We start from the raw sequence: 22,239 nt of genomic DNA, 5'->3' as shown, positions 1-22,239 counted from the left end.
ACCGCCGCGGGCAGTGACTTTGAGCGGGCAAAGAAAAGGGCGCTTCGCATTGAAGCGCCCCAACCAGCACGGCTTTGTTTGTTCGAAGCCGGTTCAGTTCGCTCCCGGTCGCTCAGGCTTCGAGCGCCAGCGTCGCAAACGTGGCGAGCCAGTGCTCGCCCATGTAGTCGCCGGCCACATGCGGCAGCGCGCAGCGCAGATGACGTTCGGCCGCGTCGAACAGCACGGTGCGACGCACGTCGCCGGCGGGCAGTGCACGCGCGAGCGCACGCTGGCACCACGCGCGGCTCAGATTGAGGCCGTCCAGATGCGCAATCTTGCCGTCGCTGCGATCGGTAACGGTGACGGGCTCGAACAGCGTCGCCGGCTTCTTCGCGCCGAGATCCGGCAGGAAGCGTCCGAACCAGTCGGCGAACTGCGCGGACGGCAACACGCGCCGCATCAGCTCCGCTTCCATCAGCGACGGCGACAGGAACTCGTCGCCGGCCGGCTCCCACGCCTGACAAGCGACGTCGTCCAGATACCAGCGCTCCGCGGTGCTGACGATCAGCGCTTCGAGCGATTCGCGCGAGGTATGCCGCGCGAAATCGAGTGTCAGTGCGAGTGCGAACGCCATGTTGAAGTGCGTGCCGACGCGCAGCGGATAGGTCGCTTTAGGCAGGAACTCCTCGAAACGTTCGACGAAGGTCTCGGTGAGCGGCGCGAACGTCTTCGACCAGCGCGCGGCTTCGGAGATTTTCATCGACTGCAGCTGCGCGCTGAGCGCGAGCAGCCACGCCCAGCCATACGGCCGCTCGAAGCCGCGGTTGTGCGGCAGGTCCAGATACGCGAGTTCGCCGGCGACCTTCGCCTCGGTGAAATGCTCGTCGACCACCGCGACGATGCGCGCGGCCTCGGGCAGATCCGGGAAGCGTTCGAGCAGATGCAGGATCAACCAGTAGCCGTGCACACACGAATGCCAGTCGTAGCTACCGTAGAAGATCGGATGCAAGGCGCGCGGCCCCAGCACGTCTTGCGGTCCTGCGAGCGAGTGCGTGAGCTTGTTCGGGTATTCGCGCGTGAGATGAGCGAGCGCGACATTGGCGAATTTCGACGCGAATTCGCGGGTGAGCTGGGTGGTCATCGACGGCTCCTCGGAAGCGGGATACGAACAGGTACAACAGTATGGTGTTGGCGATCAGCAATAGTAAAGCGGTCGGCTATTGCGCCTCGATCACGCCGATCGCACCGAGTATCGCCGGGTTGCCGTTGAACTGATGCACGATCGGCGGCGCGTGCCCGAAGCGCTCAGCCCGTGTTGATTCCCTCCGACGTCAACTGCCGCAACTGCTCCAGCAGCTTGACCGCCGGACTCGGCAGGATGCCCTGGCGCCGCCGGAACGCGGTCAACGTGCGCCGCCCGACCACACCCGGCACGCCGAGCGTATCGAACACGCCGGCTTTGCTTTCGGTCACGTACATCGTCGACGCCATCCAGCTCAGAAAGCCCGAACGCGCGACCAGGCTCTTCAGCGCCGTGACCGAGCGCGTTTCGACGACGACGTTCGGCAGACCCAGCCCGCGCTCGGCAAACACGCTCTGCATGTGCTCGAACGGCCCGGTGCCGCGCGGCGGAATCGCCCAGCGCTCGCCCAGCGTGTCGGCGAGCGTGAGGTCGGGCTTGCCGCGCAGCGGATGATCGAGCGCGGCGACCACGTAGCTCGCATCTTCCCAGCGGCAATCGGCGATCGCGGTGATCTCGTCGGTGTCGGGCACGGCCATGCTGAGCGCGAGATCGATCTGACGTTTGACGAGCGCATCGGCGAGCCGGTCCCACACCCCCTCGATGATCTCAACGCGCAGGTTCGGCCACTTCGTCAACACGCCGCTGACCGCGAGCGGCAACAACAGGCTCGCGATGCTGCCCACCGCGCCGACGCGGATCGTGCCGCGTGCGAGGCCGCGCATCGCGTCGATTTCCTCGCGCGCCTGTTCGGCTTCGCGTTGCAACAGGATCGCGTGCGGCAGCAGTGCTTCGCCGACCGCGGTCAGATGCATGCCGCGCGAGTGCCGCTCGAACAGTGGCGCGCCGACCTGTTCCTCGAGACGGCGGATGGTCCGGCTCAGCGCCGGCTGTGTGATGTGCAGCGCTTCGGCGGCGCGTCCGAGGCTGCCGCTCTCGACGATCACCGCGAACGCCTGCAGTTGTTGAAGGTTGTAAGTCATGCCGAAAGGTAATGCCTTTTAGCGAATTAGGCAATTTTCGGTTACCCCAGTGGCCGTGATAATGGCCTGTCGATTTTTCGCGCTCATCACACAGGAGACCTCGCATGACAGGCAGCGCGCCGCAGCACAAGCCAGCACACACAATAGAGCAGGGCAGCCAATGGACCGTACGCGACGCGGTCATCGACTTCGCGCGCCGCGTCGGCATGACGTCGATCTTCGCGAACCCCGGCTCGACCGAGCTGCCGATGTTCCGCGATTTCCCCGCTGATTTCCGCTATGTGCTCGGTCTTCAGGAAGCTGTCGTGGTCGGCATGGCCGACGGCTACGCGCAGGCCACCGGCAACGCGGCGCTCGTGAACCTGCATTCGGCGGCGGGCGTCGGCAACGCGATGGGCAATATCTTCACCGCGTTTCGCAACCGCACGCCGCTCGTCGTCACCGCGGGTCAGCAGGCCCGCTCGATCCTGCCGTTCGATCCGTTCCTCGCCGCGACCCAGGCGACCGAATTGCCGAAGCCCTACGTGAAATGGAGCATAGAGCCGGCCCGCGAGCAGGACGTGCCGCTCGCGATCGCGCGCGCGTACGCGATCGCGATGCAGGAGCCGCGCGGCCCGGTGTTCGTATCGATCCCCGCCGACGACTGGGATCAGCCGGCCGAGCGGGTGGCCGATCGCGAGGTCGCGCACATCATGCGTCCCGATCCGGCGATGCTTGAGCGCATCGGCGCGGTGCTCGATGCGTGCGAGCGGCCCGCATTCGTGGTCGGCGGCGCGGTCGATCGCGCGGGTGCGGCGGCGGAAGTCGTCCGGCTCGCGGAGCGGCATGCCGCGCGCGTCTACGTCGCACCGATGACCGGGCGTTGCAGCTTCCCCGAAACGCATCGGCTGTTCGCGGGCTTTTTGCCGGCGATGCGCGAGCGCATCGTCGAGATGCTCGGCGCGCACGACGCGATCTTCGTGATCGGCGCGCCCGCCTTCACGTATCACGTCGAAGGCAGCGGTCCGCATGTGCCGCCGGGCTCGCGGCTGTGCCAGTTGATCGACGATCCGGGCGTCGCGGCGTGGACGCCGCAAGGCATCGCCGCGGTCGGCAACATGCGGCTCGGTGTGCAGGACCTGCTTGCGCGCGCCGCGCCCAGAGCGCGCGAGTTGCCCGCGCCGCGCGCCGTGGCGCCGCGTGCGCTGCCGCCGGCGCCAGGCGCGCGGATGTCGGTCGCATTCGCGTTGCAAACACTCGCCGAAGTGCGCGATCCCGATGGCATCGTCGTCGAGGAAGCGCCGAGCTCGCGCCCCGTCATGCAGACCTATCTGCCGATCGCGCGCCCCGGCACTTTCATGACGATGGACAGCGGCGGCCTCGGCTACGGCATGCCTGCGGCGGTCGGCGTCGCGCTCGCGCGGCCGGGCGAGCGCGTGATCGCGCTGATCGGCGACGGTTCGAGCATGTACTCGATCCAGGCGATCTGGAGCGCGGCGCAGATGCAGTTGCCGATCACGTACGTGATCCTGAACAACACGCGCTACGCGGCGCTGCAGGATTTCGCGCCGGTGTTCGGCTTCGCGCCGAACGAGACCGTGCAGGGCACGGATCTGCCGGGGCTCGACTTCGTGACGATCGCGGCGGGCATGGGATGCCCTGGCGTGCGCGTCAGCGAGGCGGCTGAGCTTGCTGGCGTGTTGCGTCGCGCTTTGACCGACGCTGACGGGAAAAGCGGTCCCACGCTCGTCGAGGCGATCGTCGCGTAACGGCATTTCCGATTCACGAAACGAAGAGAGTCCTACGATGAAAAACGTATCGATGCTGGTCGGCGGCGAGCAGTTACAGGCGCGCAACGGCGCGACCTTCGAGCGCCGCAATCCGCTCGACGGCGAAGTCGCGTCGCGCGCGCCGGCCGCAACCGTCGAAGATGCCGTCGCCGCCGTCGATGCGGCCGCTGCCGCCTTTCCGGTGTGGTCCGCGCTCGGGCCGAGCGAGCGCCGCGCGCTGCTGACGAAGGCCGCGCACGCGCTCGAAGCGAAGGCCGACGCGTTCGCCGCCGCAATGGCCGCCGAGACCGGCGCATCGGGCATCTGGGCCGGCTTCAACGTGCATCTCGCGGCGGCCGGGCTGATCGAAGCGGCTGCGCTGACTACGCAGATCGCGGGCGAACTGATTCCGTCCGACGTCCCGGGCAGTCTCGCGATGGGCGTGCGCCAGCCCGCGGGCGTCGTGCTCGGCATCGCGCCGTGGAACGCGCCGGTGATTCTGGCGGTGCGCGCGATCGCGCTGCCGCTCGCATGCGGCAACACGGTCGTGCTGAAGGGCTCGGAGATCTGCCCGGCGACGCACGGCCTGATCATCGAGGCGATGCAGCAGGCGGGTCTGCCGCGCGGCACCGTGAACTTCGTGACCAATGCGCCCGCCGACGCCGCACGCATCGTCGACGCGATGATCGAACACCCGGCCGTGCGGCGCGTGAACTTCACGGGCTCGACGCGAGTGGGCCGCCTGATCGCCGAAACCTGCGCGCGCAATCTGAAGCCCTCGGTGCTCGAACTCGGCGGCAAGGCGCCGCTCGTCGTGCTCGACGACGCCGATATCGGCGCTGCCGTCGATGCGGCCGTGTTCGGCGCGTTCGCCAATTCCGGGCAAATCTGCATGTCGACCGAGCGGATCATCGTCGACGACAGCATCGCCGATGCGTTCGTCGAACGGCTCGCCGCGCGTGCGCGCGCGTTGCCGCTCGGCGATCCGCGCGAGAGGCCGGTCGTGCTCGGCTCGGTGGTCGACATGAGCACCGTCGAGCGCTGCAATGCGCTGATCGACGACGCGCTCGCCAAAGGCGCGACGCTCGTGTGCGGCGGCAAGAGCGAAACCACGTTGATGCCCGCGACGCTGCTCGATCGCGTGACGCCGGACATGCGCATCTATCACGACGAATCGTTCGGCCCGGTCAAGCCGATCGTGCGCGTGCGCGGCGAAGAAGCCGCGATAGCGTGCGCGAACGACAACGAGTACGGCCTGTCGGCGGCGGTGTTCAGCCGTGACACGGCGCGCGCGCTGAACGTCGCGAAGCGCATCGAGTCGGGCATTTGTCACGTGAACGGTCCGACCGTGCACGACGAAGCGCAGATGCCGTTCGGCGGCGTGAAGGCGAGTGGCTTCGGCCGCTTCGGCGGCAAGGCGGGGATCATGGAGTTCACCGATCTGCGCTGGGTCACGCTGCAAACGACGCCGCGTCACTATCCGTTCTAACTGCCGACACCAAAAATCGAACAACGCGCGCGCAGCGCAAACAACGGAGACATGTCGATGAATTACGTTCCTCCCGCTTCGGCCGCGCCCTCGGCCTCGACCGCGCGCGACGATGCGGCGCTCGCCGGCATTGCGCGCGGCGGCAACACGGTCGATATCGGTCATGCGCTCGACGACGACCCCTATACGTTGCTGCAGAAAATCGCGGTGGTGCTCGCGGCGCTGTCGATCGTCGTCGATGGTTTCGACAGCCAGCTGATCGGCTTTGCGATTCCGATGCTGATCAAGGAGTGGGGCATCACGCGCAATGCGTTTGCGCCGGTGGTCGCGGCGGGGCTGATCGGCATGGGGATCGGCTCCGCGTTCGCGGGACTGTTCGCCGATCGCTTCGGACGCCGCTGGGCCGTGATCGGCAGCGTGTTCGTGTTCGGTCTCGCGACCTGCGCGATCAGTCTGGCGCCGAATGTCGCGGCGATTGCGGCGCTGCGCTTTATCGCGGGGCTCGGTATCGGCGGCGCGCTGCCGACGTCGACGACGCTGACCGCCGAGTTCACGCCCGCGCGTTTTCGTACCTTCGCGGTCACGGCGACCATTCTGTGCGTGCCGCTCGGTGGCATGGTCGCGGGACTGTTCGCCGGGCAGGTGCTGCCGGTTTATGGCTGGCGCGGTCTGTTCGTCGCGGGCGGGGTGTTGCCGCTCGTGCTCGGCATCGTGCTCGTCGCCGCGCTGCCGGAATCGCCGCGCTTTATGGCGCGCCGTCCGCATCGCTGGCCAGAACTCGCGAAGCTGCTGCGGCGCATGGCGCGCGACGTGTCGGCCGATGCGAGCTTTACCGACGTGCGCGAACAAAGCGCCGAGAAACACGTCGGCTTCACCGCGCTGTTTCGCGACGGCCGTTCGCGCGACACCGTCGCGATCTGGGGCGCGTTCCTCATGTGCCTGCTCGCGGTATACGCGGCATTCAGCTGGCTGCCGTCGATGCTGACGAGCGAGGGTTTGAGCGTGTCGCTCGCGGGCTATGGCCTGAGCGCGTACAACCTCGGCGGCGTAATCGGCGCGGTGCTGTGCGCGCTGGCGATCGGGCGCTACGGCTCGCGCTGGCCGCTGCTGCTGTGCTGCGCGGGCGGCGTCGCGAGCGCATGGATGCTGCTCGGCGTCAGCGCGACGCGGCATACGGCGTTGATGATCGTCGGTCTCGGCTTGCACGGGCTGTTCGTCAATGCGGTGCAATCGACGATGTACGCGCTGTGCGCCTACGTTTATCCGACCGGCGTGCGAGCAACGGGCACCGCGTCGGCACTCGCGGTCGGCCGCGTCGGCGCGATTCTGAGCGCGTTCGCGGGCGCCGCGGTGATCACGGCCGGCGGCGCATCGGGCTATCTGCTGATGCTCGGTATCGCGATGGTCGTCGTGCTGATCGCGCTGGCGGTAGTGCAGCGGCATATTCCGCGGCGAAGCGCCGCGACCGCGCGCTGATCGATGCGGCGGGGGCCGTCGCGATGCCCCGGCTTACGTAGCGACGCTATCAACCTCGTTGGATATAAACGGGCAATGCCACCGCATTCGCGGCCGGATCGCCGGCTGCATCGGTCGGCAAATATTGCGTCTGGAACGCGGTAAACATCGCGGCAAATCCATCGGCGCGCTGCACGATCACTGCGCCGTCCTGGAACGCGCCGTTTTCGTTGTAGTGCGGCCCTCGCGGATTGCCCTGATTCATGTGGGTTTCGTGAAGACCGTCCTTCTTCGGCAGAAACAGAAAGCCGAACCCATAGACGACGATGCCTGCGGTCGTCGGTGTCCAGAAATCGCGGTTATGCAACTGACCGCTGCCGTTGTCGTAAGGCAGGCTTTGCGACGGCTTGCTTTCGTCGATGGTCAGGATTTCGTCGACGATGTCGTTGACGTCGGCGCGATTGCCGTTCTGATCTTCGTAGGGGACTGGCCGCATGCGGTGAATGTCGAGCAGGCTGCTGTCCTGGAAGTAATCGAGCCGCGGAAAGCCGCTGGTGTAGAGGCCGAGGTTCAGGGCCTGCAGTTTCGCGGTGAGCGGATCGGCGAAGTTCAGATCGGCATAGAAGTACACGTCGTCGTTACCGCTTGCGCCCGGTTGCGTCGACGCCGAATTGACGACGATATTGAATGGCGTGTTGTCGTTGCCGGTAACCGTAATCACATAGTGCGGACTGCCCACGTACGAATCTTTGAAAGGCGCCGCGCGCAGCAGTTTTCCCTTGAACATGCAGTATTCGTTCATGACTGAATGACCTTGTCGAAGTTGACGAACGGAAAGCGAAAGATCAACGAGCGGCTTCGAACCCGGTTGCCCACCGAGCCCATTCGACCAGCACTTCTGTCACATCGTCGGGCCGCTCCATCGTGCACATGTGACCGCTTCGTTCGATCACGCGAAGCTTCGAGCCGCGAATCTGCGCGTGCATCTCCTCGTGACGCGCCAACGGACTCCATTTGTCATCGCGGCCGCACACGATCATCGTTGGGCACGCGATGTCGCGAAGCAGAGCGGTCGCATCGGGACGATCCAGCAACGCGCGGATCTGCGCCGCGAATTTATCTGGCGTGCTTCGCTCGATCATGTCGAGCACCGCCTCGTAGACGGGCTCATCGTGGCGATCGGCGTTGACCATGCCGGGCGCCCACTCGTTGCCCATCGCGCGCATGCCTTTCGTGCGCGCGAGTTCGAGCAGCCTCAGCCGCTGCGCGCGCTCGCTTTCGCCGGCCTCGCCGGCGGGCCGCGGCGTGCAGCCGGTGTCGAGCAACGCGAGCCCGGCGACGCGTTGCGGTGCGCGCCGGAACACTTCGAGCGCGACCCGTCCTCCCATCGAATGACCCGCGACCAGCAGGCGGTCTCCCGAAACCGACTCGAGCACGTGTTCGGCCATCGCGCCGAGCGAGTCGCGCATGCCGTAGTCGGGCACGAAGCAGTCGCCGATCGCGCCAAGCGCGCCGCGCTGATCGGCCCACACTGCGTCATCGCAGAGCAGTCCAGGGAGCAAAACGATGTGGTGGGTCATGGGTGGGTCCTGTGATGCGTTGAACGGATAAAAGAAATGACACGCTGTACGACGCGATCGTCGCATGCTCATTCATCCGCCTTACCATAGCATGCCCATCTGCCGCGCGGTCGCATCGATCGCCGCTTTTGCCTTCGCGACGATTTGGTCGATTTCCGGCCGGCTGATCACGAGCGGAGGCGACAGCAACATCCGGTCGCCGCTCGCGCGCATGATCAGATTGCCGTTGAAGCAGAAGTCGCGGCATAGCGCGCCGACATCGCCGCCATTCGCAAAGCGCTTGCGCTCGAGCGGCTTCTCGGCGAGTTGCACGCCCGCCACGAGGCCCGCGCCGCTGATCTCGCCAACGACAGGATGAGTGGCGAAGGTCTCACGCAGTCTCTTCTGAAAATACGGACCAGTATCCGCTTTGACGCGTTCGACGATCTTCTCGTCGCGCAGCAGTTTCAGATTGGCAAGCGCGACGGCCGCCGCGACCGGATGCCCGGAGTAGGTCAGGCCATGATTGAAGTCGCCGTTGTCGATCAGTGCGCGGGCGATGCGATCATGCAGGCCGACCGCTCCCATCGGCACGTAACCGCTCGTGAGTCCCTTCGCGAGCGTGATCAGGTCCGGCTCGAAGCCGAAGTGCTGATGCGCGAACCATTCGCCGGTTCGGCCGAAGCCGCCGATCACTTCGTCCGCGACGAGCAGCACGTCGTACTTGCGGCAAATGCGCTCGATTTCCGGCCAATAAGTGTCGGCCGGAAAGATCACGCCGCCCGCTCCCTGGAAAGGCTCACCGATAAACGCGGCGACATTGTCGGCACCGAGTTCGAGAATTTTCGCTTCCAGCTGCCGCGCACGAGCGACCGCGAATTCTTCCGGCGACTGACCGCTTGCCGCTTCGCCGAAGAAATAAGGCTGATCGATATGCACGATGTTCTCGACTTTCGACGGCATCTGTTCATGCATATACGCCATGCCGCCGAGCGTGCCGCCCGCGATCGTCGACCCGTGATAAGCGTTCTTGCGCGCGATGACGAACTTCTTCGCGCTCTGGCGTTGCGTCGCCCAGTATTGATGGACGATGCGCAGTACGGTGTCGTTGCCTTCCGAACCGCTGTTGCAGTAGAAGAAGTGATTGAATGGCGCGGGCGCCAGCTCGGCGAGCAGCGCCGACAGTTCGATCACCGGCGGATGCGTCGTCTTGAAGAACGTGTTGTAGTACGGCAGTTCCTGCATCTGCCGGAAGGCGGCGTCGGCGAGTTCATGGCGTCCGTAGCCGACGTTCACGCACCACAGTCCCGCCATGCCATCGATGATCTTGTTGCCGTCCGAGTCCCACAGGTACACGCCTTGCGCCTTGACGATCACGCGAGAGCCCGCGCGATTGAGCGAGCCCATATCCGAGAACGGGTGGATGTGATGCGCGGCATCGAGTGCGCGGTATTCGGCGGTGCTGCGCGATGTGGCTTGCGAGGTCAGCGTGTCTATCGCGCCGCCAAGCTGCGGTGCATCCTTTTCCGCGTACATTACGTCGTCAGTCTTATAGCTCATACTGCCTCCGTCTTTTCAAGGTTCTCATTGACCGATTGACCATCGGCACTCACACGTGCAGCAGCAAATGCCGGCGTTCCCACGAACTGATCACGCGGAAGAACGCTTCGTATTCGGTCTCTTTCAACGCGAGATACGCGCGGACGAACTGCTCGCCGAGTACTTCGGCAATCGGCTCGCATGCACTCATCAACGTCAGACCCTCTTCGAGATTGCGCGGTAATTGATAAGGCAATGCATAGCCGTCGCTCGCCAGCGGATCGGTCGGGGCGAGCCGTTTCGTGATGCCGAGATAGCCGGCGGCCAGGGTCGCGGCAATCGCCAGATACGGATTGCAATCGACACCCGGAATACGGTTCTCGATGCGGCGCGCGACCGGCGTCGAATGCGGAATGCGAAAGCCCACCGTGCGATTGTCGTAACCCCACGCGACGTTGATCGGCGCGGCAATGAAGCGCGACAGACGCCGGTACGAGTTGATGTACGGCGCGAAGATCGGCATCAGCGCCGGCGTGTATTTCTGCAAACCGGCGATATAGCCGCTGAAAAGCGACGTCGGCTCACCGTCCGCGGCGGTAAACAGGTTGCGGCCGGTTTCCATATCGACGAGGCTCTGATGCATGTGCATCGCCGAGCCCGGCTCTCCTTCCATCGGCTTCGCCATGAAGGTCGCGTACATCTTGTGGCGCAACGCCGCTTCGCGCACGGTGCGCTTGAATAGAAACACGCTGTCCGCGAGTTTGAGCGGATCGCCATGCATGAAATTGATTTCCATCTGCGCGGCGCCGACTTCGTGTATCAGCGTGTCGACTTCGAGTTCCTGCACGTCGCAGTACTCGTAGATGTCTTCGAACAGCGGATCGAATTCGTTGACCGCTTCGATCGAATACGCCTGGCGTCCGGTTTCCGCGCGACCCGTACGTCCGACCGGCGGTTGCAGCGGCAGGTCGGGATCGCGGTTCATATCGACTAAATAGAACTCGAGTTCCGGCGCGATCACGGGTTTCCAGCCGCGCGCCTTGTATAGATCGAGCACGCGGCGCAACACGCAGCGCGGCGAGATTTCGACCGGCGTGCCGTCGAAATGAACGCAGTCGTGGATCACCTGCGCGGTCGGGTCGACTGCCCACGGAATCATCCGGATCGTGCTCGCGTCGGGGACGCACACCATGTCGGGATCGGTGACGCCGGTCAGCGAATCGCTTTGCGGATAGTCGCCGGTCACGGTCTGAATCATCACCGCCTGCGGCAGACGCATCGATTCGCCCGACTCGAACTTGCTGCGCGGAATGATCTTGCCGCGCGCGATGCCGGCCATGTCCGGAATAATTGCTTCGATTTCGGTGACGTGATGCTTTTTCAGAAAATCGTCGATGTCATGCATGATTTTTCTCTCTGTTTTGATCCGCAACCTGGGTCACGCGTGCAGGGATTCGTGTATTCATGCGCTCGCGACAGGCGTCGCCGAACGCGCGAAATATCGCGGTCGATAACGCGTCGTCCGCGTGTCTCCATTCCGGATGCCATTGCACGCCGAGCGCGAATGCGCGGGCGTCGCTGACGCTGATTGCTTCGATCAGGCCGTCCGCCGCGAGTGCTTCGACCTGGAGGCCTGCGCCGAGTCGTGCAATGCCCTGAGCGTGCAATGAATTCACCCGCGCTTCGTGGGCGCCGCCCGCAAGGCGCTGCAACATGCCACCGCGCGTCAGCACGATCGAATGCGACGTGGCGTATTGCACGTCGAGCGAGTCGTCCTTGTTCTCGCGATGGTCGTTCAGCCCGCCGACCGCATGAATGCTTTGATGCAAGGTGCCGCCGAATGCCACGTTCATTTCCTGCAAACCGCGGCAGATGGCGAGAACCGGTACGCCCGCCGCAACCGCCGCGCGGATTAGGGGAAGCGTGGTTGCATCGCGCGCAGGGTCGTGCAATGTATCGGGCTCGCTCGAGGTGCCGCCGTAACGGTGCGGCTCGACGTTCGAATAGCTGCCGGTGAATAGCAAGCCGTCGACGGCGGCGAGCACATCGTCGCTGCACTGGCGTTCACCGAAAGCCGGTACCAGCATCGCAAGCGCGTGCGAGCCCTCGACGATCGCGGCGATGTACTTTTCACCGGCCACGTGCGATGGATGAGCGCCGAGCATCGTTCTATCGGCGGTGATTCCTACTATTGGTTGGTTTCGCATAACGAATAGGCGTGTCGAGCCCACGCCGCACACCACGTAAACGGCGTTAAATAGCGCGCGCGACGAAATGGGAAATCGCGAAGGCGAGCCGACGCCAGAGCGAATCCGCGCAATCACGCACAGCGCTAATCAGATTAGAAGCGGTTCGATTGAATCCGTCGCGATGCGCGGCAATCAGTCAGCGCCGCGCGAACGCAAGCAGACAGCTCGCGAAAACGCGTGCAAATGGACGAATCGAACAGCGAAAAGAGACTTAAGAAGAGAGGCGCTACGGCAGCAGCGAAGCGACTTCGTCTGTGCGCACCGCGATGAACGCGCGTGCGGAGAGGACGTTGCGGCGTCGAACGGAGCGACGCGACAGAACTGTGATGACGGACAGAAAGCGGCGAAACGCAAGGCTGCCGTTGCTGCCGTCGGCGCTGGCGCCGTCAGCGCAAATACAACGCGCCTGACTGCGATTCCAATTCACCAAAGGGCCTCGGACTCTCACGATGACACTCGACTGGCGTAGTTGAGGGTATTGAACGGTCTGTTTCCAATCCAGAGCGGATATTGAAGAAACAGGACGCGGGTTGAGCGAGAAGAAACGGTACGAAACGGTAAAGGCTTAATTCGCAGCGCCGCTCACGCGATCTCCCAATAGCTAGGATATACGAGCTAAAAATGCCGTCAATTTATTTTTGTTTTTGGCAAAACGGCATCAAGTTTGATGCCGTCTGATTTGTCTGCTATTCGTTCACTCTGCGAGGCGAGCGCGCACTGTGTATTCGCCTTCGTTGCCTTTGTCTTCGAGCATGTGCGCCATCGCCGTATTGAAGTCGGGTGGCAGTGGCTCGACCGGATAGCCGCGCTTTTCCCATGCGTCGAGTCCGCCCTTAAGGGCTCGCACATGATGGATGTTCTTGCGGTGCATTTGCCTGACGATGCGCTTCGCGGTCGCTTCGTTCGGACACACGCAATAGACGACGATCGGCCGCTTCAGATACTCCGGATGAATCGGATCGGGCGATTCCAGATCGAGCGGCCGTGCGCCGGCAATGCGATGCGATTCCTTTTCGCGCACGGAATGCGGGCGCGCGTCGAGAATCAGCGGCGGTTCGTTCGACTTCATCATCGCGTCGAGCTGATCGGGCGAAATGCGCGCATGCGCAAGCCAGCGGCGAAACTGCAAACGGCGCAGCCAGCGATACAGCAGAACCGCCGCGAAGATCACCGCGAACGTATCGAAGATCGTGCCGCCGTTGCGCCGCACGAACAGCATCAATTGGACGATCTCATCGTGCAAAGCGGCCCCGCCGATGATCCAGACGCTCGCCCACAGCGCCGCACCGACCATGTCCCACAACAAGAACACGCCGACGCCGATCGCGGTCGTGCCGAGCAGCGGCGCGGAAATCAGGCCGAGACCGGGCAGGAACTTCGCGACCGTCAGAATCGGCGCGCCATAGCGCTCATAGGTATTGCGCGCGACGCGCACCGTGGTGTCCAGCGACAGCGAGAAGCGCACGAGGTAATTGAGCAGACGGCGGCCATACGCGCGTCCGGTAAAAAACCACAGCGAGTCGGCGATCAGCGTCGCACCGACCGCCGCGCAGATCATGTTGATGTACGAGGCTTCGCCCACCGCGGCCATCGTTCCCGCGAGAATCAGCATCGGCGCGGCCGGAATCGGCATGCCGAGCTGCGTGACGAGCACGCTCATGAAGACGGCCCACACGCCCGCAGACGGTGGAATAGCGACCGGGAAATGCCACACAACCGCGCTCCTGATAAGCCAGATAAAGGGAAAAGAATCGTCTGCGCCGAGGCCGATACGAGCCTCTAGCGACGCGAAAGACGGATTTAAGCACAGGTGGCGAGTCGGCGTTATGAAAGTGCGCCGACAAAGTGGCGCGCGAGCGACGAATGCGCATGGCGAACCGCCATGCCGCGTGCATGCGCCGCGCGGCAAGTGGATCAACGCGGACTGAGCAGCGGGATTTGCTTCGCTTCAGGCGAGGCGGTCCAAAAAGCGGCCTGTCGCCTTACGCATCCTCGGAGGGATCATAGGGCACCACGCGCTCATGCTCGTCCGCGTGATTGCGCGCGACGATCGCGCGCGCCGCGGCGTTCGCATCGAGATTGAACGGCTGATGCGGCACGCCGGGCGGAATGAACAGGAAGTCGCCCGGCTCGGTGATGACCGACTCGCGCAGGCCCGGGCCATAGCGCGTCTCGATCTTGCCTTCGAGCATATAGATCGCGGTTTCGTAGTCGGCGTGATAGTGCGGCTGCGCATGGCCGCCGGGCGGGACCACGACCATATACATCGACAGTCCGGTGGCACCCGCGGTGCCCGCCGAAATGCCGACGAAATAGGGCAACCGCTGCATCGTCGCCATTTCCCGTTCCGGGCGCACCTTGATCACTGGGGCCCGCGCGTCGTGCCTGACGTTTGACATGGTCGCTCCTTTCGTCGCCGCCGTGCCGGGCGGCTTCATGCATGCCGAACTGAAAGTCTAGACGATTCGGGCGGCAATATCGGACCAGGTGAAGCGCGGGCGACCGCCAAAACGCGTTGCTACAATGATCGGCATACCCCCGACCAAGATCACGGAGACAGCGCATGGCCACGCTTCAGCCCATCAGCCGCTACCCGGTCCCCGAGCCGAGCGAGTGGCCCGAAGACATCAGCGCCCGCATTCTCGAAGTGCAGGACAAAGCCGGCTTCGTGCCGAACGTGTTTCTGACGCTCGCGCATCGGCCCGATGAATTTCGCGCGTTCTTCGCTTATCACGATGCGTTGATGCTGAAAGAGGGCGGTCTCACCAAAGGCGAGCGCGAGATGATCGTGGTCGCGACGAGCGCGGTCAACGATTGCCTTTACTGCGTGGTCGCGCACGGCGCGATTCTGCGCATTTACGAGAAAGCGCCGCTGCTCGCGGACCAGGTTGCGGTCAATCATCGCAAGGCCGACATCACCGAGCGCCAGAAGGCGATGCTCGATTTCGCGCTGAAGGTGTGCCGCGCGTCCGGCACGGTCGACGAAGAAGACTTCCAGACGCTGCGCGGCCACGGCTTCACCGATGAAGACATTTGGGACATCGCGGCAATCACCGCGTTTTTCGGCCTATCGAACCGGATGGCGAATGTAATCTCGATGCGTCCGAACGACGAGTTCTATCTGATGGGGCGCGTGCCGAAAGCCGCCGCGGATGCGCCGAGGAAGTAGCCGCGACCGGCATTGCTTCAGCGTCTCTAGCGGCGATCTGCATCACGCCTGCGCGGGACGCGGCGCATGCCGCGCGGGCGTCGTCACCGCCGTGTCGTCGATCGGGAAATGCAGCAGCGCTGCAAGCAATCCCGCGGCGACCGTCGCTACCCAGATCAGCGAGTACGAGCCCGTCAGATCGAACACGAGGCCACCGAGCCACGCGCCGAGAAACGAGCCGATCTGATGGCTCAGAAAGCACACGCCGAACAGGCTGCCGAGGTGACGCGTGCCGAACACCTTGGCGACGAGCCCGCTCGTCAGCGGCACGGTTCCGAGCCACGTCAGACCCATCACGGCCGCGAAAATCACCACGGACACCGCGCTTTTCGGCAGCGCGAAGAACGTGGCGATCGTCGCGCTGCGAATCAGATAAAGCCAGCCGAGCACATGATGCTGGCGGAACCGGCCGCCGAGCCAACCGCATGCCCAACTGCCCGCCATATTGAACAGGCCGATCAGCGCAAGCGCGGTGGCGCCCAGCCCGATCGGCATATGACACAGCGTCAGATACGCGGGCAGATGCGTCGCGATGAACGCAAGCTGGAAGCCGCAGGTGAAGAAGCCGAGCGTCAGCAGGCGGTAGCCGCGATGGCGCGTCGCTTGTGACAGAACTTCGCGCAACGGCGTTGCGGGCGCGTCGTCGAACCGGGCCTGGCCCGCCGCCTGTATCTGCGCGCGACGGTCGAGCACGATGCCGAGCGGCGCGATCAGCAGCATCACGAACGCGAGCACGAATAGCGAGGTCGCGATGCCCGCGTGCAGCCGGATGCCTTGCACGAGCGGCACCATCAGCACCTGCCCGGCGGAGCCGCCGGCGCTGACGAGGCCCATTGCGACGCTGCGCTTCTCCGGCAACGCCATGCGGCCGACTGCCGGCAACACCACGCCGAAGGTCGTGCAGCTGACGCCGATGCCGACCAGCAGCCCCATGCCGATCACCAGCAGCGCGCCGCTCGGCGCGAGCGCCGACAGCGCGAGGCCGGCCGCGAACGTCGAAGCGCCGAACGCGACCACCGGCGCCGAGCCGTAGCGATCGGCGGCCGCGCCCGCGAACGGCTGCGCGAAGCCCCACACGAGGTTGTGCAGCGCGATCGCGAAGGCGATCAGCGTGACCGGCAGACCGCGGTCGAACGAGAACGGGCCGATGAACAGGCCGAAGGTCTGACGGATGCCCATCGCGGCGCTCAGGATCAGCGCGGCCGCGACGATCACGATCGTCGTGGTGGCGGTCGTCGCCGGAGCGAGGGCGGGGGCGGGTTGCGTGGGGCGGGTGGTCGACATGGCGGCTTCTCCTTGGCCACCATCGTCGCAGCCCGCCGCGTGGCCGGCAAAGGAAAAGATGTCGACGACAGGTGAGCGCCGCTCACCTGTGCGCTGCCAGGTCGCCGTCCGCGGCCGCGTCGGTTTGCGCGTCGAAAGCCGCCGCCTCGTCGACTAACCAGCGCCTGAAATCGGCGAGCTCGGGGCGCCGGATCGCGCTGTCCGCATTCTCCGCGCTGACCAGCCAGTACGCGGTGGCGGATGCGATGGTAGGCGCGCAAGCCTCGACCAGCGCGCCGCTCGCCAGATCGCCATCGACCAGCGGCTTGCGGCCGAGCGCCACGCCGAGACCCATGCTGGCCGCTTCGAAGGCGAGCTGGATCGTGTCGACGTGCAAGCCGCCGTCCATATCGATGCCGCCGGTGCCGGTTGCATCGAGCCACGCCTGCCAGTCTTCACTGGCGGCGTTCACGTGAATCAGCGTCGCGCGTCGCAGGCTGGGGACGCCCTGCTCGTCGCGCAGCGTCGCTACGTAGGCGGGGCTGCACACCGGCACGAAACGCTCGCCGAACAGCCGCGTCCATGCGGTCCCTGCGACCGGCGCGCGGCTCATGCGGATCGCGAAATCGAAACCATCGACCGGAAAACCGACCTGGCGACGCGACGTATCCACGCTCACGTTGATGTTCGGCCAGCGCGCGCGAAAACCCGCGAGGCGCGGCAGCAGCCAGCGCGACGCGAAGGTCGGCGCGCAGCTGAGCGTGATCGACCGATCCGCGCGGTGATTGGGCAGACGCTGTGTGCCGATCGCGATCAGCGAAAACGCCTCGGACACGTACGACAGATAATCCGCGCCAACCGCCGTCAGCGAGATGCCGCGCGGCTCGCGCACGAACAGCTCGACGCCGAGCGCTTCCTCGAGTCCGACGATGCCATGACTGATCGCGCTCGGCGTGACGTTCAGCTCGGCGGCGGCGAGCTTGAAACTTTGATGCCTGCCGGCCGCTTCGAAAAAACGCAGCGCGGGCAGGGGTGGCAGACGAAGCGGCATGGGCGTTCCCCAAGGCGGCCGCGTCGTGCGTGGCGCGCGTGCCGCGTGGTGTTGGCGGGTGTAATGGGCGTGCTGTTTGGCGCAAGCATACCTTGCGGTGGCGCCTCGCGAGTGCGTTGCCGAACCGCTGGCAATACCGCCGCAAAAGGCTGCCGCTTAAAAATCATCGCTGGGCCTGTCGATTTTCCGCGGTCTCATTCGTCGTCGCTTGTAGGAAGGGTGGCAATGCACAGGCAGCCGCCCGTCTTCCGTCCGTTTTTCGCACGACTTCTCACAAGGAGATGGCTGATGAACGACGCAAACACATCGATGCATACGCTAAAACCGGCCCGCGAACTGGCCGACCTGCCTCAACGCTTTCCCGGCGAGAGCGCCGAATACCGACGCGCGCGCAACGCGTTGCTCGCCGAGGAGATCGAGCTGCGCCGCCAGATCGAGCGCGTCGCCGCGCAGCGCCGCGCGCTGCCGGCGGGCGGCATCGTGCCTGAGGATTACCGCTTCGACGGCGAAGCGGGCCCGGTCACGCTATCGCAGATGTTCGGCGCGCACGACACACTGGTGACCTACAACTGGATGTTCGGACCGCAACGCGCGCGGCCGTGCCCGATGTGCACGTCGCTATTGAGTGCGTGGGACGGCGAAATGCCCGATATCCTGCAGCGCGTCGCGTTCGTGGTGATCGGCCGCTCGCCGATCGACAGACTCGTCGCGTTCAAGCAGGAGCGCGGCTGGCGGCATCTGCGGCTCTATTCGTCGGGCGGCAATACGTTCAATCGCGATTACGCAGCCGAAGATCCCGCCGGCGACGACGTTCCCGCGCTCAACGTATTCACGCGCGCGGGCGGCGTCGTGCGGCACTTCTGGGCCGAGGAGATGGGGCCATCGACGTCGGACCCCGGGCAGGACCCGCGCGGCGCGCCCGATCTGATGCCGCTATGGACAATCCTCGACATGACCCCCGGCGGCCGCGGCACCGACTGGTATCCGAAGCTGGCGTACTGAGCGGCGCTGCCATGCAGCGTTCGAGCGCTACGAATGCGTCTCCGCCGCATGGCTTTGCGCGAGCGCGGTCCACAGGAACGTGCCAACCGCGCTTGCCCGCATCGGCAGGCTGAACAGATAGCCTTGCACCGCGCGCGCGCCGAGCGCCTTCACGACCTGGGCCTGCAACGGCGTTTCGAGTCCTTCCACCACGCATTCGAGTCCGAGGTTGCGGCACAGGTCGATCACGGATTTGATGATCTTCTTCGACGCGCTGTTGGTATCGACGTCGGAGACGAAGCTGCGATCGATCTTGATCGCGTCGAATGGCAAGCGGTGCACGTAGCTGAGGCTCGAATAGCCGGTGCCGAAATCGTCGAGCGACATGCGGCAGCCAGCCTGCTTCAGCATCGTCATCGCACTGTGCGCCTGCTCGAAATCGCGCGTCAATGCGGTTTCGGTGATTTCGAACGTCACGCGATGCGGCGACACGCCGCTTGCCGCGACGATGTCGATCAGGCGGCGGGCGCGTGCCGAGGTCGAGATATCGATCGCGGACAGGTTGAACGACAGATACAGATCGGCCGGCCATTGTGCGACTTCGGCGAGCGCCTGGCGCAGCAGCACATCGGTGATGCCGAGAATCAGCTCGGTACGCTCCGCGATCCGAATAAATTCCTCCGGCCTGACCATGCCGAGCCGCGCGTTATGCCATCGCCCGAGCGCTTCGAGGCCGATCGGCCGGTGGGTGAGCAGATCGTAGATCGGCTGGAACTCGAGGAACAACTCCGCTTCGAGGTCCGCGTGGCGCAACTCCTGGGTGACGAGGCTTAGGCGCCGCATCTGCGTTTCGTGTTCGGTCGAGAAAATCACCGGCATGCCGCGGCGGTTTTCCTTGCCGACATAGAGCGCGGCGTCGGCGCGTTCGAACACCTGCGCGACCGTCGTGCCCGCGTCGGGAAACGCGGCCCAGCCGATCGTGCCCGACAGCTCCGCGACATTGTCGGCGACCTGGTAAGGCTTGCTGAGCGCGTCGCAGATCCGCTGCCCCAATTCGACCAGCGCTTCGTTCGACATCTTGTGACGCACGAGCACGCCGAATTCATCGCCGCCCAGACGCGCGAACATCAGGCCCGTCTCGCTGATCGACACCAGCCGCGTGCCGACTTCCTGCAGCACGAGATCGCCGCTCGCGTGACCATATATGTCGTTGACCTGCTTGAAGCCGTCGAGATCGATGAGCCCGACGTTGAAGCCGCCGCCGGTTTCGAGCGCCTGATCCAGGATCGCGCTCAGCGCCGCGAAATAGCTGCGCCGGTTCGGCAGGCCGGTCAGACTGTCGATGTTGGCGAGCCGGTAGTTGTCGTCGCTGAGCCGTTGGGTGTTGTGCTGGCTTGCCTGCAATTCGCGTTGCGCTTGCACCGCGTCCGCAAACGTACGGCAGTAAAGCTGGATGACCACCGCGAGCGCGACGCCGACCAGCGTCATGTCGACGGCCATCGCGAAGAACACCGGCGAGCCGCTGGACACGAGGAACCCCGAGAAGCTCAGGATGACGATGCAAAGCAGCAGAAGCGCGGCCTTGCGCAGATGGATCAGGCAGAACATGCTGCCGACCAGCGTCGTTGCCATATAGAACGCGACCTGCGCCTGCTGGTACGCACCGCCGTACGGGAACAACAGCAGCGACCAGCCGCTGAACGCGACGCCGAACAGGCCGACGATCCAAGTCACGCCGCGCAATTCGCGGACCACCTGGGCGTCCGTCATCGTCCGGTTGCGGTTGCGCCACCAGCGCACGCAGCGAAGCACACACAGCGCGGCGAGCGCGCCGGGCATATACATCGACAGCCAGGCCGGCGCGCTGTCCAGATGCGTCGCCGCGACCGCCGCCGTGTTGACGAGCAGGATGAAGTAGAGAAGCGGTACCTGGCGGCTGAATGCGTGCAAGCGCGCACGCATCAGCGCACGGTCACCGTCGGCGACCGACAGTACCTTCTTCAATCTTGCGAGCCAAACCATCACCGTCCTTTTAAACGTTTGCGCGCTAAACGCAGCTGTTTATATCGGCGCGAAGCGGATTAACTTGAGCGTTTCGAAGGGTAAAGGAGCATCGCAGCCAGGGGTCCCTTAACCCGACGGTATGTTTACGAATCGTCGTGCGGTAAGTACTACCTGGCGGCGCCGGGAGCAGACGTTTGTGCCGGATGCCGATGGCGGTCTCTCGACGAAAGCTGCCTATCGCGCATGCTCAAAGTTTGGACACGACAGCACCTGCTGCGGCGGCATGGCAGTAGCGGGCTGGCCGGCTGGCGCAGGGGTGCCTCGCGGCGCTGACGAGACGAGCCGGACCGCGTCGGCGCCCGCATTCGCGAGCACGTATTTTTCCGGGCTGTCGTCCGGCTGCCAGTACGCGCGAAACACGTCGCCGTCGCTGAACACGAGCAGCTTGCCGTGCACCGTTGTTCCGCCGCCGACGAAGTCGACCGGTTCGCCGTCGCGTAGCAAAAAGCCCTGCGTGGCACTCGAACTGGTTGCGCCGACGAGGGTCGCGCACGCGTTGTCGCTGGCCGCCGCAGCCGCCGATGACAACGCGGAAAGCAGTGCGCATGTTGCAAAGTGGCGAATTCTCACTTTTTTATGTCTTGCCGAAAGTTTTCTTATCACGTGTTTCGCAAATAGCGCTCCCGCGCTTCGCGAAAAGGGCTATCGTCATCGGGAAGGCCGCGCAGGCTCGCGTAACGCGACCTAAAGTACTGAAATTGCAACGGATTGTGATGCGCGGCGAACGCGGATAAATCGGCGCGCACGCATAAGCCCGCGATTCTTATGGCAGTTTGCGACGGAAAAACGTCAAACCGGCGCTCCGGCCTTGATACAAGCCTTACACCAAGGGTTTGCGCGAAGGTGCGCCTATGCGTTAGTGTGTCGGTCCCGGCGCCTTAGAGTGGCGCCGGTTCCATGATTACCATACGGGAAGTGCTATGAACAAACAGGAACTGATTGATGCAGTCGCCGCAGCGACGGGCGAAAGCAAAGCGGCAACCGGCCAAACCATCGACGCGATCGTCGAGGCAGTGACCAAGGCCGTGGTGAGCGGCGATACGGTGCAACTGGTCGGTTTCGGTTCGTTCTCGACCGGCGCGCGCGCAGCACGCGTGGGCCGCAATCCGTCGACGGGCGAAGAAATCCAGATCGCCGCGGCCAAGACGGTGAAGTTCACCGCGGGCAAGGCGTTCAAGGAAGCCGTCAACGCGTCGTAAGCAACGCGCTTCACGCCGGAGCATTCGCGGTGCGCTTTGCAGCTTTCTGTGAGGCGCACGCGTGAATGATGCGATAGGCGTGAGGTTCACGCGCCGCCCAACCCGGCCAGGCGGTTTGCCTGGCAGCTGGCGCGGCGCGTGTGCCTGGTTCCTTGGACCAGGCGTTGTCGTCCTCGATCGGTCCAGATCGGGTCGCGAGCGGAGCTGTCGCCGAACCGCGGTCGCGCGG

The 22,239-nt window shown here is 64.6% G+C and carries 20 protein-coding genes and 1 pseudogene; 6 read left to right on the top strand and 15 right to left on the bottom strand.

Annotation, left to right across the window (positions count from 1 at the left end; all coding sequences use genetic code 11):
- Nucleotides 1–112 precede the first annotated feature (112 nt).
- The 3 genes and pseudogenes from QFZ94_RS04855 to QFZ94_RS04845 all read right to left on the bottom strand — a co-directional run bounded on the left by QFZ94_RS04855 (nt 113) and on the right by QFZ94_RS04845 (nt 2,205).
- A complete protein-coding gene (locus QFZ94_RS04855; RefSeq protein ID WP_368582476.1) occupies nt 113–1,123 on the bottom strand; it encodes a DUF2891 domain-containing protein in 1,011 nt (336 codons plus the stop codon).
- Between the two features lie 13 nt (nt 1,124–1,136).
- Nucleotides 1,137–1,271 (bottom strand): annotated as a pseudogene (locus tag QFZ94_RS04850) (DUF979 domain-containing protein); the annotation flags it as partial.
- 16 nt (nt 1,272–1,287) lie between these two features.
- Nucleotides 1,288–2,205, bottom strand: coding sequence for a LysR family transcriptional regulator (locus tag QFZ94_RS04845; protein ID WP_410849427.1), 918 nt, complete (start codon nt 2,203–2,205; stop codon nt 1,288–1,290).
- 104 nt (nt 2,206–2,309) lie between these two features.
- On the opposite strand from QFZ94_RS04845, the gene mdlC reads away from it, so the two are divergent.
- From mdlC to QFZ94_RS04830, 3 genes are read left to right on the top strand one after another with little or no spacing between them, the layout of a single operon-like run.
- Complete coding sequence (gene mdlC / locus QFZ94_RS04840; protein ID WP_429455763.1) at nt 2,310–3,953, top strand: benzoylformate decarboxylase; 1,644 nt, start codon at nt 2,310–2,312, stop codon at nt 3,951–3,953.
- Nucleotides 3,954–3,990: 37 nt separating this feature from the next.
- Nucleotides 3,991–5,442, top strand: a complete 1,452-nt coding sequence (locus QFZ94_RS04835) for an aldehyde dehydrogenase (RefSeq protein WP_429455762.1) — start codon at nt 3,991–3,993, stop codon at nt 5,440–5,442.
- Between the two features lie 57 nt (nt 5,443–5,499).
- On the top strand, nt 5,500–6,918 hold the full coding sequence (locus QFZ94_RS04830) for an MFS transporter (protein ID WP_429455761.1): 1,419 nt from the start codon (nt 5,500–5,502) through the stop codon (nt 6,916–6,918).
- Nucleotides 6,919–6,967: 49 nt separating this feature from the next.
- Here the strand turns inward: QFZ94_RS04830 and QFZ94_RS04825 are convergent, their stop codons facing one another.
- From QFZ94_RS04825 to QFZ94_RS04790, 8 genes are all read right to left on the bottom strand, one after another.
- Complete coding sequence (locus QFZ94_RS04825; protein ID WP_429455760.1) at nt 6,968–7,699, bottom strand: DUF2278 family protein; 732 nt, start codon at nt 7,697–7,699, stop codon at nt 6,968–6,970.
- A 43-nt stretch (nt 7,700–7,742) separates the two neighbouring features.
- On the bottom strand, nt 7,743–8,477 hold the full coding sequence (locus tag QFZ94_RS04820; protein WP_429455759.1) for an alpha/beta fold hydrolase: 735 nt from the start codon (nt 8,475–8,477) through the stop codon (nt 7,743–7,745).
- An 81-nt stretch (nt 8,478–8,558) separates the two neighbouring features.
- The gene (locus QFZ94_RS04815; protein ID WP_429455758.1) at nt 8,559–10,016 is read right to left on the bottom strand and encodes an aspartate aminotransferase family protein; all 1,458 of its coding nucleotides are present in this window, start codon (nt 10,014–10,016) and stop codon (nt 8,559–8,561) included.
- Between the two features lie 49 nt (nt 10,017–10,065).
- The gene (locus QFZ94_RS04810; RefSeq protein ID WP_429455757.1) at nt 10,066–11,400 is read right to left on the bottom strand and encodes a glutamine synthetase family protein; all 1,335 of its coding nucleotides are present in this window, start codon (nt 11,398–11,400) and stop codon (nt 10,066–10,068) included.
- Nucleotides 11,393–12,202: a gamma-glutamyl-gamma-aminobutyrate hydrolase family protein gene (locus tag QFZ94_RS04805; RefSeq protein WP_429455756.1), complete on the bottom strand. Its 810-nt coding sequence runs from the start codon at nt 12,200–12,202 to the stop codon at nt 11,393–11,395. Before QFZ94_RS04805 ends, QFZ94_RS04810 begins: the two co-directional genes overlap by 8 nt.
- 268 nt (nt 12,203–12,470) lie before the next feature.
- Entirely contained in the window at nt 12,471–12,692 is a 222-nt protein-coding gene (locus QFZ94_RS04800) for a hypothetical protein (protein ID WP_233853204.1), read from the bottom strand.
- A gap of 246 nt (nt 12,693–12,938) precedes the next feature.
- On the bottom strand, nt 12,939–13,958 hold the full coding sequence (locus QFZ94_RS04795) for a VTT domain-containing protein (protein WP_429455755.1): 1,020 nt from the start codon (nt 13,956–13,958) through the stop codon (nt 12,939–12,941).
- 268 nt (nt 13,959–14,226) lie between these two features.
- Nucleotides 14,227–14,643: a cupin domain-containing protein gene (locus QFZ94_RS04790; protein ID WP_176106472.1), complete on the bottom strand. Its 417-nt coding sequence runs from the start codon at nt 14,641–14,643 to the stop codon at nt 14,227–14,229.
- A 164-nt stretch (nt 14,644–14,807) separates the two neighbouring features.
- Here QFZ94_RS04790 and QFZ94_RS04785 point away from each other — a divergent pair, with 164 nt between their 5' ends.
- Nucleotides 14,808–15,413, top strand: a complete 606-nt coding sequence (locus QFZ94_RS04785; RefSeq protein WP_429455754.1) for a peroxidase-related enzyme — start codon at nt 14,808–14,810, stop codon at nt 15,411–15,413.
- Between the two features lie 42 nt (nt 15,414–15,455).
- Here QFZ94_RS04785 and QFZ94_RS04780 read toward each other — a convergent pair whose 3' ends face one another.
- The gene (locus tag QFZ94_RS04780; protein ID WP_429455753.1) at nt 15,456–16,736 is read right to left on the bottom strand and encodes an MFS transporter; all 1,281 of its coding nucleotides are present in this window, start codon (nt 16,734–16,736) and stop codon (nt 15,456–15,458) included.
- 82 nt (nt 16,737–16,818) lie between these two features.
- Nucleotides 16,819–17,766, bottom strand: a complete 948-nt coding sequence (locus tag QFZ94_RS04775) for a LysR substrate-binding domain-containing protein (RefSeq protein WP_429455752.1) — start codon at nt 17,764–17,766, stop codon at nt 16,819–16,821.
- Between the two features lie 288 nt (nt 17,767–18,054).
- On the opposite strand from QFZ94_RS04775, the gene QFZ94_RS04770 reads away from it, so the two are divergent.
- Entirely contained in the window at nt 18,055–18,768 is a 714-nt protein-coding gene (locus QFZ94_RS04770; protein ID WP_368587163.1) for a DUF899 domain-containing protein, read from the top strand.
- Nucleotides 18,769–18,795: 27 nt separating this feature from the next.
- On the opposite strand, the gene QFZ94_RS04765 is transcribed toward QFZ94_RS04770, so the two are convergent.
- Complete coding sequence (locus tag QFZ94_RS04765; RefSeq protein WP_429455751.1) at nt 18,796–20,769, bottom strand: putative bifunctional diguanylate cyclase/phosphodiesterase; 1,974 nt, start codon at nt 20,767–20,769, stop codon at nt 18,796–18,798.
- A gap of 216 nt (nt 20,770–20,985) precedes the next feature.
- Nucleotides 20,986–21,339, bottom strand: coding sequence for a hypothetical protein (locus QFZ94_RS04760; RefSeq protein ID WP_429455750.1), 354 nt, complete (start codon nt 21,337–21,339; stop codon nt 20,986–20,988).
- A 392-nt stretch (nt 21,340–21,731) separates the two neighbouring features.
- On the opposite strand from QFZ94_RS04760, the gene QFZ94_RS04755 reads away from it, so the two are divergent.
- Nucleotides 21,732–22,010: an HU family DNA-binding protein gene (locus tag QFZ94_RS04755; protein WP_013092091.1), complete on the top strand. Its 279-nt coding sequence runs from the start codon at nt 21,732–21,734 to the stop codon at nt 22,008–22,010.
- The last annotated feature ends 229 nt before the right edge of the window (nt 22,011–22,239 follow it).

Origin of the sequence: Paraburkholderia sp. JPY465 (assembly GCF_050436725.1) — a bacterium.
Classification (GTDB): domain Bacteria; phylum Pseudomonadota; class Gammaproteobacteria; order Burkholderiales; family Burkholderiaceae; genus Paraburkholderia; species Paraburkholderia youngii.
Note: the sequence above shows the minus strand (reverse complement) of the source record. Positions and strands in the feature narration are given on the sequence as shown.

Coding starts and splice junctions, on each gene's coding strand:
- QFZ94_RS04780 (WP_429455753.1), bottom strand. CDS start 16,736: ATGTCGACCACCCGCCCCACGCAACCCGCCCCCGCCCTCGCTCCGGCG.
- mdlC (WP_429455763.1), top strand. CDS start 2,310: ATGACAGGCAGCGCGCCGCAGCACAAGCCAGCACACACAATAGAGCAG.
- QFZ94_RS04785 (WP_429455754.1), top strand. CDS start 14,808: ATGGCCACGCTTCAGCCCATCAGCCGCTACCCGGTCCCCGAGCCGAGC.
- QFZ94_RS04770 (WP_368587163.1), top strand. CDS start 18,055: ATGAACGACGCAAACACATCGATGCATACGCTAAAACCGGCCCGCGAA.
- QFZ94_RS04820 (WP_429455759.1), bottom strand. CDS start 8,477: ATGACCCACCACATCGTTTTGCTCCCTGGACTGCTCTGCGATGACGCA.
- QFZ94_RS04855 (WP_368582476.1), bottom strand. CDS start 1,123: ATGACCACCCAGCTCACCCGCGAATTCGCGTCGAAATTCGCCAATGTC.
- QFZ94_RS04810 (WP_429455757.1), bottom strand. CDS start 11,400: ATGCATGACATCGACGATTTTCTGAAAAAGCATCACGTCACCGAAATC.
- QFZ94_RS04825 (WP_429455760.1), bottom strand. CDS start 7,699: ATGAACGAATACTGCATGTTCAAGGGAAAACTGCTGCGCGCGGCGCCT.
- QFZ94_RS04755 (WP_013092091.1), top strand. CDS start 21,732: ATGAACAAACAGGAACTGATTGATGCAGTCGCCGCAGCGACGGGCGAA.
- QFZ94_RS04845 (WP_410849427.1), bottom strand. CDS start 2,205: ATGACTTACAACCTTCAACAACTGCAGGCGTTCGCGGTGATCGTCGAG.
- QFZ94_RS04830 (WP_429455761.1), top strand. CDS start 5,500: ATGAATTACGTTCCTCCCGCTTCGGCCGCGCCCTCGGCCTCGACCGCG.
- QFZ94_RS04815 (WP_429455758.1), bottom strand. CDS start 10,016: ATGAGCTATAAGACTGACGACGTAATGTACGCGGAAAAGGATGCACCG.
- QFZ94_RS04790 (WP_176106472.1), bottom strand. CDS start 14,643: ATGTCAAACGTCAGGCACGACGCGCGGGCCCCAGTGATCAAGGTGCGC.
- QFZ94_RS04775 (WP_429455752.1), bottom strand. CDS start 17,766: ATGCCGCTTCGTCTGCCACCCCTGCCCGCGCTGCGTTTTTTCGAAGCG.
- QFZ94_RS04805 (WP_429455756.1), bottom strand. CDS start 12,202: ATGCGAAACCAACCAATAGTAGGAATCACCGCCGATAGAACGATGCTC.
- QFZ94_RS04835 (WP_429455762.1), top strand. CDS start 3,991: ATGAAAAACGTATCGATGCTGGTCGGCGGCGAGCAGTTACAGGCGCGC.
- QFZ94_RS04765 (WP_429455751.1), bottom strand. CDS start 20,769: ATGGTTTGGCTCGCAAGATTGAAGAAGGTACTGTCGGTCGCCGACGGT.